Origin of the sequence: Microcystis sp. LE19-10.1B (assembly GCF_027530565.1) — a bacterium.
Classification (GTDB): domain Bacteria; phylum Cyanobacteriota; class Cyanobacteriia; order Cyanobacteriales; family Microcystaceae; genus Microcystis; species Microcystis aeruginosa.
The window spans coordinates 1-8,073 of sequence record NZ_JAPZQM010000203.1 but is presented as its reverse complement, the minus strand read 5'-3'; the positions used below and the strand labels follow the sequence as shown (position 1 = coordinate 8,073).

General features: G+C 43.7%; 12 protein-coding genes and 1 pseudogene. 8 read left to right on the top strand and 5 right to left on the bottom strand.

Translation table 11 applies throughout. The features are described 5' to 3' along the window. The 6 genes and pseudogenes from O9332_RS07665 to O9332_RS07640 all read left to right on the top strand — a co-directional run. A pseudogene (locus O9332_RS07665) lies at positions 1-125 on the top strand (IS630 family transposase); the annotation flags it as partial. A gap of 274 nt (positions 126-399) precedes the next feature. Next, positions 400-1,503: a glycosyltransferase family 4 protein gene (locus tag O9332_RS07660; RefSeq protein WP_288024696.1), complete on the top strand. Its 1,104-nt coding sequence runs from the start codon at positions 400-402 to the stop codon at positions 1,501-1,503. Between the two features lie 98 nt (positions 1,504-1,601). After that, a complete protein-coding gene (gene glsA / locus O9332_RS07655; protein ID WP_288024694.1) occupies positions 1,602-2,618 on the top strand; it encodes a glutaminase A in 1,017 nt (338 codons plus the stop codon). Between the two features lie 129 nt (positions 2,619-2,747). Next, positions 2,748-2,870: a hypothetical protein gene (locus tag O9332_RS07650; RefSeq protein WP_288024691.1), complete on the top strand. Its 123-nt coding sequence runs from the start codon at positions 2,748-2,750 to the stop codon at positions 2,868-2,870. 381 nt (positions 2,871-3,251) lie between these two features. Next, positions 3,252-3,611: a YtxH domain-containing protein gene (locus O9332_RS07645; RefSeq protein WP_002761233.1), complete on the top strand. Its 360-nt coding sequence runs from the start codon at positions 3,252-3,254 to the stop codon at positions 3,609-3,611. After that, positions 3,612-3,977, top strand: coding sequence for a hypothetical protein (locus tag O9332_RS07640; RefSeq protein ID WP_002735843.1), 366 nt, complete (start codon positions 3,612-3,614; stop codon positions 3,975-3,977). On the opposite strand, the gene O9332_RS07635 is transcribed toward O9332_RS07640, so the two are convergent. Then, on the bottom strand, positions 3,943-4,149 hold the full coding sequence (locus O9332_RS07635) for a hypothetical protein (RefSeq protein WP_288024688.1): 207 nt from the start codon (positions 4,147-4,149) through the stop codon (positions 3,943-3,945). The genes O9332_RS07640 and O9332_RS07635 overlap by 35 nt on opposite strands. Before the next feature lie 50 nt (positions 4,150-4,199). Between O9332_RS07635 and O9332_RS07630 the strand changes: the two genes are divergently transcribed. Next, the gene (locus O9332_RS07630; protein ID WP_288024686.1) at positions 4,200-4,814 is read left to right on the top strand and encodes a molybdenum cofactor guanylyltransferase; all 615 of its coding nucleotides are present in this window, start codon (positions 4,200-4,202) and stop codon (positions 4,812-4,814) included. On the opposite strand, the gene O9332_RS07625 is transcribed toward O9332_RS07630, so the two are convergent. Beyond that, positions 4,767-6,032 (bottom strand): DnaJ domain-containing protein, encoded by a 1,266-nt coding sequence (locus O9332_RS07625; RefSeq protein WP_002761231.1) that lies wholly within the window; start codon positions 6,030-6,032, stop codon positions 4,767-4,769. The two genes, O9332_RS07630 and O9332_RS07625, sit on opposite strands and share 48 nt — an antisense overlap. Before the next feature lie 105 nt (positions 6,033-6,137). Between O9332_RS07625 and O9332_RS07620 the strand changes: the two genes are divergently transcribed. After that, positions 6,138-6,689: a ferric uptake regulation protein gene (locus tag O9332_RS07620; RefSeq protein WP_002737956.1), complete on the top strand. Its 552-nt coding sequence runs from the start codon at positions 6,138-6,140 to the stop codon at positions 6,687-6,689. A gap of 4 nt (positions 6,690-6,693) precedes the next feature. Here O9332_RS07620 and O9332_RS07615 read toward each other — a convergent pair whose 3' ends face one another. The 3 genes from O9332_RS07615 to O9332_RS07605 form a co-directional block, all read right to left on the bottom strand. Then, positions 6,694-7,116 carry a SufE family protein gene (locus O9332_RS07615; RefSeq protein ID WP_046663438.1) on the bottom strand — a complete coding sequence of 141 codons (423 nt, stop codon included), beginning with the start codon at positions 7,114-7,116 and terminating at the stop codon, positions 6,694-6,696. A 198-nt stretch (positions 7,117-7,314) separates the two neighbouring features. After that, the gene (locus O9332_RS07610) at positions 7,315-7,662 is read right to left on the bottom strand and encodes a type II toxin-antitoxin system PemK/MazF family toxin (RefSeq protein ID WP_002761227.1); all 348 of its coding nucleotides are present in this window, start codon (positions 7,660-7,662) and stop codon (positions 7,315-7,317) included. Between the two features lie 3 nt (positions 7,663-7,665). Beyond that, positions 7,666-7,881: a hypothetical protein gene (locus O9332_RS07605; protein WP_043999250.1), complete on the bottom strand. Its 216-nt coding sequence runs from the start codon at positions 7,879-7,881 to the stop codon at positions 7,666-7,668. Between the last annotated feature and the right edge of the window lie 192 nt (positions 7,882-8,073).

Below are 8,073 nucleotides of genomic sequence, written 5' to 3'. Positions count from 1 at the left end.
ATCGAGAATTTGAAAATAAAGAAGAACTGGAAAAAGTAGTCAATCAGCTTTTAAATGAAGGGGGATTGATTATTAAATGGAGTAGAAAACTTAAAAATAAGGGTAATGCTGTCAATGTAACTTAAATGCGTAAAAGCTTATAAGATGAACGTAGGTTGGGTTGAAGCATGAAACCCAACTCCCGCATGGGTTACGCTACCGCTAACCCATCCTACAAATAATTGTGCCTCCCTACTTACAAGCGAGAAGATCGCCCAGATTGTTCTTTTTCGGACTGTTAGCGGTTAGGAGCTATTACTGGGGAGACGATCGAAATAGATCAAGAAAGTGTGATAGTACAGATAAGAGATCGGGGAAAATTTTTTCGCCAAACCTAAAACTTTTTGACGCTGACGTTCTATGATGCCTCATATCTTCCTATTTTTAGAGATTTTTTCCCAAGAAGGCGGTATTCAATCCTATATCAAGGATGTCCTGCAAGCTTATCTCACTTTGCCCGATTGCGAGGCGGCCGAGGTTTTTTTACTGCGGGATGCCCCTGATTGTCCTAATCCTTTCAAAAATCAAGGTATTACCTTTCATTACCTGAAAAATAACTCAGCAACTCTCGGACGCATTCAATTAGCCCTTAAGTTTCTAGTTTCTCTCCTCCGGAAACGTCCCCAACGGGTTTTTTGTGGTCATATAAATTTAGCCCCCCTCACCCGTCTTTACTGTCAAGCTTTAGGCATACCCTACACCGTCCTCACCTACGGCAAAGAAGTCTGGGAACCTTTACCAAATTCCCAAAAACAGGCCCTGCAAGCGGCCGAATCGATCTGGACAATTAGCCGTTACAGTCGCGATCTTATGTGTGAGGCTAACGCTATCGATCCCAAAAAAGTAGCGATTCTCCCCTGTGTGGTGGATGAAGAAAAGTTTAATTTAGGCGAAAAGTCCTTGACATTAATCAAAAAATATGATACGGAAAATGCCAAAGTTTTATTAACAGTGGCCCGGTTGTGGTCGGGGGATATCTATAAAGGGGTAGATGTTACCATTCGGGCCCTGCCGACAATTCTAGAGACTTATCCCGAAGTAAAATATCTAGTCATTGGACGTGGGGACGACCGCCCCAGGTTAGAAGCTTTAACCAAGCAGTTAGGAGTGGATAAACAGGTAATTTTCGCGGGTTTTGTCCCGACGGAGGAATTAGCCGACCATTATCGTTTAGCCGATGCTTACGTTATGCCCTCCCGGGAAGGATTCGGGATTGTTTACCTAGAGGCCATGGCCTGTGGTATTCCCGTGATTTCTGGAGATGAGGACGGTTCAGCAGAACCGCTGCAGGATGGTTTGGTGGGGTGGCGCGTTCCCTATCGAGATGCCGAAAAGGTGGCTCAAGCTTGTTTAGAAATTTTGCCAGGTCAGGATCAACGTTGTCACCCGCAATGGTTGCGTCAACAAACTGTAACTAAATTCGGCAAAAAGACTTTACAAGCAAAATTACGGCAGTTAATCTAATTATAACTTCATTGGGCATCGTCTCCTCAATGCCGGCCACTGACTAGCCAAAACCACAACTTTGTCACTCATTATTAAGATAACTGTTATGCTCCTCTATGGCTTCCCCAAAAGATTTTATTAGTCCCGTCAATTCCGAGCAAGAGTTAGTCTATCCTTTTCGGAACTATCTTAACTATCTTCACGACAAATACTCTGATTTACAGACGGGTAAGATCGCCGATTATATTCCGGAATTAGCCCTAGCAGCTCCACAATGGTTTGGTATTTCGGTAATTACCACTGACGGTCAGATTTTTGAGGTGGGAGACTGTCAGCAAACCTTTACAGTACAATCGATTTCTAAAGCTTTTGTCTTTGGATTAGCTCTAGAAGATCACGGAAGGGAATACGTTAATAGTAAGGTCGGTGTTGAACCCACGGGGGAAGCTTTTAACTCGATTATTCTCGATGAAAAAACCAATCGTCCCTATAATCCTATGGTTAATGCTGGTGCGATCGCTACCACGGATTTAATCACCGGACAGAATGCCACCGAAAGGCTAAAACGTATTTTAGAAATGTTTAAACGCTATACCGGCAGGGATCACGAGATTAATGTCCCCGTTTTTCTCTCGGAAAAATCCACCGGCAATCGCAATCGGGCCATGGCCTATCTAATGCTAAATTTTGGCATGGTTAGCGATAAAATTGAAGAAACCCTCGACCTTTACTGTCAACAATGCGCCATCCTCGTCCATGCTCACGATTTAGCCCTGATGGCCGCTACCTTGGCTAATGGGGGTGTCAACCCAATCACAGGAATACGGGCGATCGATGAACACTACGTTCAAGATGTGATCAGTGTTATGCTTACCTGTGGAATGTACGACGCTTCGGGAGAATGGGCCTATCGAGTAGGATTACCAGCAAAAAGCGGTGTCGGGGGCGGAATTACGGCAGTAGTCCCCCATCAGTTGGGAATTGGCACTTTTTCGCCCCTTTTAGATGAAAAAGGCAACAGCATCAGAGGAGTGAAAATTTGTCAAGATATTTCAGAGGATTTTGGTTTACATTTATTCAATGTGGCCAAACCAGAACGAGATTTAAAAACATGGCTTGAAGGCAATAGTTGATACCACCCCCTACTTCCCTCTCCCCACTCTGCCATAGCTTTTAAACAGGATTTAGTCTGATAAGTAGGGAGGTACAATTATTTGTAGGATGGGTTAGCGGTAGCGTAACATAATCGGGCGTTGGGTTTCATGCTTCAACCCAACCTACGTTCTTCTTACCCCACAGTTAACTTTACTTTTGTCCTGAAAATCGATAAAACCCCACACCCCACCTGCCCCCAGGAAAAACTTTTTGCCGCAAACCCTACTTAACTGTCCCCAGCAAGAGCGCCTACCGGCCATAGAAAATTAATTTGGCCAGAGGTCTGTGGAAAAAATTTCGTAAACCTCTTGACAAAAGCAGCGGATTGTGTGTAATATAAATATCGTGTGAGGAGTATAAGTTCAGTATAAGAAGAACCTTTGGGGTCGAAACACGGCAAGACTCCCAGAGGTTCTTCTTTTTCACTCCCTTATTGGCTCAAAGTCAGCCGTAAAATCAGGTTTTCCCCGATCGCTAGTTTTTTCTCAATTTATCCCTTCTAGGTCTGTTGCTGCTTACCAAGAGCAACAGGTCAAAATTTTTGCCGAAGAAACTGCACAAGAGAAGTGTAATTCCTCGTAAAATTGGGAATTAAGTACAGGGGCAATCCTATGGCAGATAAAAATAACGGTAACGGTGGCTTATTCGTCGTCGGGGTTTTAGTGGGCAGTGCGATCGGGGCAGTGGCGGGTTTATTAGTAGCGCCGAGATCTGGAAAAGAAACCCGTCGAATTCTGCAAAAATCCGCCCGGGCTTTGCCTGAATTAGCCGAAGATCTGACCACGACGATGCAATTACAGGCCGATCGCCTATCGGAATCGGCCCGGCGTAATTGGGATGATACTTTAATGAGATTAAAAGAGGCGGTGACAGCCGGAATCGAAGCTAGTCAAAGTCTAGCCACGGACAATCCCTCCCCTGACTCGCAAGAATCCCCCCAGGGCGATAATCAACACTCGAATCACTACTAAATGACCGAACCTATTTTCTGGCTAGGATGTTCTTTACTGCTAGTCGCCGTTAGTTTAACGGCGGTTTTCATCGCCGCTTTACCTGCTCTGCAAGAGTTAGCCCGGGCAGCCCGGAGTGCCGAAAAATTGTTCGATACCCTCCATCGAGAATTTCCCCCGACTCTAGAAGCAATTCGCCTGACAGGGGCAGAAATCAGCGAATTAACCGACAATATCGATGAAGGGGTCAAAAGTACCCGCCAAGTTGTTCAGGGAGTCGATCGCAGTCTCGGTAGTGCTAAAGCTGGTCTTAGCAAGCTCGATCGTGGCAGCCGTCGCCTCTTGATCGGTTTTAAAGTCGCTTGGAATACTTGGAAACGCAGTTAAGCAGATGGGGAAGTGGGGTGTAGGGTGTGGGGTGTGGGGTGTAGGGTGTGGGGTGTGGGGTGTGGGGTGTAGGGTGTGGGGTGTGGGGTGTGGGGTGTGGGGTGTGGGGAGTTTTCTCAGTGAACTGATAACTGATAACTGATAACTGATAACTGACTCCTGACTCCACCAACAAACTTTTTGCCGCAAACCCTACTTAGGCAGAGGAGAATATAAGTTATTATGGGTGATTTTCCGGCTTTAACGGCGTTAATTCTGGCTGGTGGTCAAAGTTCCCGTATGGGACGAGATAAAGCATTGTTATCTTTTCAGGGTCTCTCTTTTCTAGAGAATACTTGTTTAATTGCCCAAGATTGTGCGGTGCAAGTGTCTGTGATTACGCCTTGGCCAGAACGTTATGAACTGATCATTCCCCAATACTGCCGGATAATTAAGGAACCGCTTCCCACTAGGGGGCCTTTATTGGCCTTTGCCTTGGCATTAACTTTTGTATCAACCGATTGGGTTTTATTGCTCGCTTGCGATTTACCTTTACTAACGCCTCCAATTATGCAAGAATGGTCAAGATTATTAGCCACTGTACCAGAAAATGCCATCGCTTTGGTTCCCCGCCGCGGCTCTCGTTGGGAGCCTCTCTGTGGTTTCTATCATCGTCGTTGTTTAGAATCTTTGCAGACTTATATTCAGCAAGGGGGAACTTCTTTTCAAAAATGGTTAAATGTCTCCGTGGTGGAGGAATTAATCATCGATAATTCCGAGATTTTATTTAACTGTAATACCCCGGAAGATTTAGAGATAATAATAAACTCCCCAGATGTTGACAGTAAGAAACCCTAGCACAAAAGGGAGTAAAAGTAAAGAGATCGGCCAAGGAATGTTGGATAAATGGCGATAACCATAGTAGAGCATTCCGGTTAGATAACCGCCGGTTACACCGATAATTGCGCCGACAATATCGCCATTTATGGATAAATAGGAAGTGAGCAAAATGACGAGGGAAAAGGGCAAAATTATCAAGCCACCTAAAAATATATCGCCGGTGAGACTACCATATTTATTACTTAATTTTCTGCCTAACCAACTAGATAAAGTCAGAATAATAAAAGGAAATACTGCCCAGCCTAATAACAGCAAAAAATCAGATTTAACTGTCCAGTTTTGCCAAGTAAAAGCGATGAAAAAACTGCTGATGATTGCTGCCAATACACCCGTAGCCAAAGCCTGATTACGGTTAAGCTTTAAAAAAGCCTCTGCTAGACCGGTCTTGGGTTTGAGCAAAGATGAGCAAGAGATTTTCAGCAAATTAAAAACAATAAAAAGAGTTTTTGACCACTTGATCGATTGCCGTTGTCGATAACTTTTATGAGGGTCTCTTAATTTATTTGCAATGGCATGATAGCGGCGAAAATTTCCCTGTTGCTTGAATTTCTTGGCCGCTATTTGGAAATCCTTTCGTGCTGCCGGCAGTTCCGAGAGTTCCTCTAGAGCCAATCCTCTTTGATAATAGAATTGGGGGTTATCTGGGTCAATGGCGATTGCTTTTCTATAAGCTTCTAGGGAGGATTGGGTGTAACCGAGTCGTTGACGCGATAAACCGAGGTAATAGTAAGCTTGGGAACAATCGGGTTTTAACTGCAAAACTTGCCGACAATCGCTTAAAACTTGCCGATCCTGCTGATTATGGTAGTAAACTTCCGCCCGTTGCAGATAGGCCTGCCAAAATTGCGGATTAATTGTGATCGCTTGCTGGTAAAATGCGATCGCTAGTTGATAATTTTTCTCTTGAGCGTAGTGCCATCCCTGTTGATAAAAATCCTCGGCACTGGGGTTAAAAGTGGGTATTTCTGGGGATAAACTGCGATCATACTCTTTTCTTTGACTTTTATCGCTCAAAACCCGATAAGCTTGTTCAATTTCCCGAAATTTTGTCACTGCCTCTGGATCATTGGGATTATAATCGGGGTGATATTGCCGGGCCAGACGACGAAAAGCGGCTTTTATCTGATTATTACTGGCATTACGGGGAATTTGCAGGATTTCATAGTAATTTTTCATACTCGAATGCGGGGGGAATTTTCAACTACTGAAAATTGTTGCCAATGGCTCGCCGAAACGACTATCATTGTCAATTAAATAGCTTTTATTGAGAGTTGATCGCTTATGTCTGCCTACACTGCTTCCTCCCTGAAAGCGGAACTCAACGCGCGGGGGTGGCGCTTAACTCCCCAGCGAGAGAAAATTCTGCACGTTTTCCAGAATTTACCGAAAGGCAATCATCTCAGCGCCGAAGAATTGCAGGAATTGCTGGACAAAAGGGGGGAAGGAATTAGTTTATCGACAATTTACCGCAGTGTTAAACTGATGTCGCGGATGGGAATTTTGCGGGAGTTGGAATTGGCCGAGGGTCATAAACACTACGAACTCAATCAACCCTATCCCCACCACCATCATCATTTGGTCTGTATTCAGTGCAATAAAACCATCGAATTTAACAATGATTCCATTCTCAAACACAGTCTCAAACAGTGTGAGAAAGAGGGTTTTCAGTTAATTGACTGTCAGTTAACGGTGATGGCCATCTGTCCGGAAGCTTTGCGGATGGGTTGGCCGTCGGGAATACCGAGTAATTGGGGCTGCACGCGTTCGCTGGTGGATACTCGTTTCCAAAACTGCGAGATTCCCGAATCAAAGGAACCGGAACCAGAAAACTAGACATCTAAGCGGACATTCCCAACTGAAAACCGAGAGCTTTTTTCTGCATTAATTGGAAAATATTATAAAATCCGTTGGCGCGGGAAGGGGTAAGACTGACTTTTAAACCGGTTTCTTCGATAAAATCCGGGGTGACTTGCAGGATTTCTGTGGGAGTCAGTCCATTTAAACCCTCGATTAACAAAGCAACTAAACCCTTGACTAATTGCGCGTCGGAATCCCCTTTGTACCAAACCTGGCCATTTTCGAGGTCGGCAGTGATATAAACTTGGGATACACAGCCATGAACTTTATTAGCGGGTATTTTGGCAGATTCTGGTATTGGTTCTAGTTTTTTAGCAAAAGCTAGTAATTGTTCGTATTTTTGCTTAGGATCGGTACGACGTTTGAGGCGTTCGACGATGCGATCGAGATTAGACGGGAGCATATTGCGAGTTAAAATAGGAAAAAATTAGCCAATAGCTTTTTTATATTAGCATTCTTGCGGAAGTTGCGCGCTGTGGTTATCGCTGCCAGGACTACCTTGGTCAGAGCGCCTCGAGGCTATCTGCTAGAATTGGCATCAATGAAATACCACCCTTGCAGGAGCTATGGATAAACGCCGTACCAAAAATATAAAATCTCCTTACAATCCTAGGCAATATCGGACTGCCGTTTCAATTTCTTGCATTTTTTCTTCGGATAGTTTCCCAACTGGTGCCGAGGGGAAGCGATTTTTATCAATTGAACGAATTTGAAACCCAAGAAAGACTATTTCTAAAGGAAGCCCACTTTCATCAGTCGAAACGCGAACATTAGTCGGATAATCTTGGCGAATATTTTCTCCTTTCGTCCCCACCACTACCATCACCACTAAGGGTAACTGATTGATCACATCAATAGATAATACTAAAACTGGTCTAGTTCCTGCTTGCTCTTTTCCTTGAATCGGGTTAAGATTAACGAAATAAATTTCACCTCTTGCGATAGTCATTTTCTACAAACCGTCCATTTCAGAGAACATAAACTCCTGATTAATGGTAGCTATTTCTCCTAAAATATCCACATCATCTGCCATTATTTGCAATTGCTCTTCATCAATTAATTGAGTTTCTATTGTCAATTTTACTTTAGTATTCGGCTTAAGATTAAAGGTTTCAGTAGGATAAAAAGCTTCTCCATTGAAAATAGCAGTAATTTTTTGATTCATCATTTCTGTACCAACATAAATCAAGCTTCTCTTACTTGATGATACCAAATAAAGTAGGCTCTTCGTTACTTGTTATGGTTCGATAGGGGGGCATAAATCGACTAAATCCTTATCTGGCAAGAGACTTAATTGATTAGTTCGCTCTAGATAAAAAACAATTGACAAAAATCGCTAAATGCCTTTCTATATAAGGGT

Bases quoted from the DNA above. Each gene is read 5' to 3' on its own strand.
- O9332_RS07640 (WP_002735843.1), top strand. From the start codon at position 3,612: ATGACCGAACCTATTTTCTGGCTAGGATGTTCTTTACTGCTAGTCGCC.
- O9332_RS07605 (WP_043999250.1), bottom strand. From the start codon at position 7,881: ATGATGAATCAAAAAATTACTGCTATTTTCAATGGAGAAGCTTTTTAT.
- glsA (WP_288024694.1), top strand. From the start codon at position 1,602: ATGGCTTCCCCAAAAGATTTTATTAGTCCCGTCAATTCCGAGCAAGAG.
- O9332_RS07660 (WP_288024696.1), top strand. From the start codon at position 400: ATGATGCCTCATATCTTCCTATTTTTAGAGATTTTTTCCCAAGAAGGC.
- O9332_RS07610 (WP_002761227.1), bottom strand. From the start codon at position 7,662: ATGACTATCGCAAGAGGTGAAATTTATTTCGTTAATCTTAACCCGATT.
- O9332_RS07650 (WP_288024691.1), top strand. From the start codon at position 2,748: ATGCTTCAACCCAACCTACGTTCTTCTTACCCCACAGTTAACTTTACT.
- O9332_RS07620 (WP_002737956.1), top strand. From the start codon at position 6,138: ATGTCTGCCTACACTGCTTCCTCCCTGAAAGCGGAACTCAACGCGCGG.
- O9332_RS07615 (WP_046663438.1), bottom strand. From the start codon at position 7,116: ATGCTCCCGTCTAATCTCGATCGCATCGTCGAACGCCTCAAACGTCGT.
- O9332_RS07625 (WP_002761231.1), bottom strand. From the start codon at position 6,032: ATGAAAAATTACTATGAAATCCTGCAAATTCCCCGTAATGCCAGTAAT.
- O9332_RS07645 (WP_002761233.1), top strand. From the start codon at position 3,252: ATGGCAGATAAAAATAACGGTAACGGTGGCTTATTCGTCGTCGGGGTT.
- O9332_RS07630 (WP_288024686.1), top strand. From the start codon at position 4,200: ATGGGTGATTTTCCGGCTTTAACGGCGTTAATTCTGGCTGGTGGTCAA.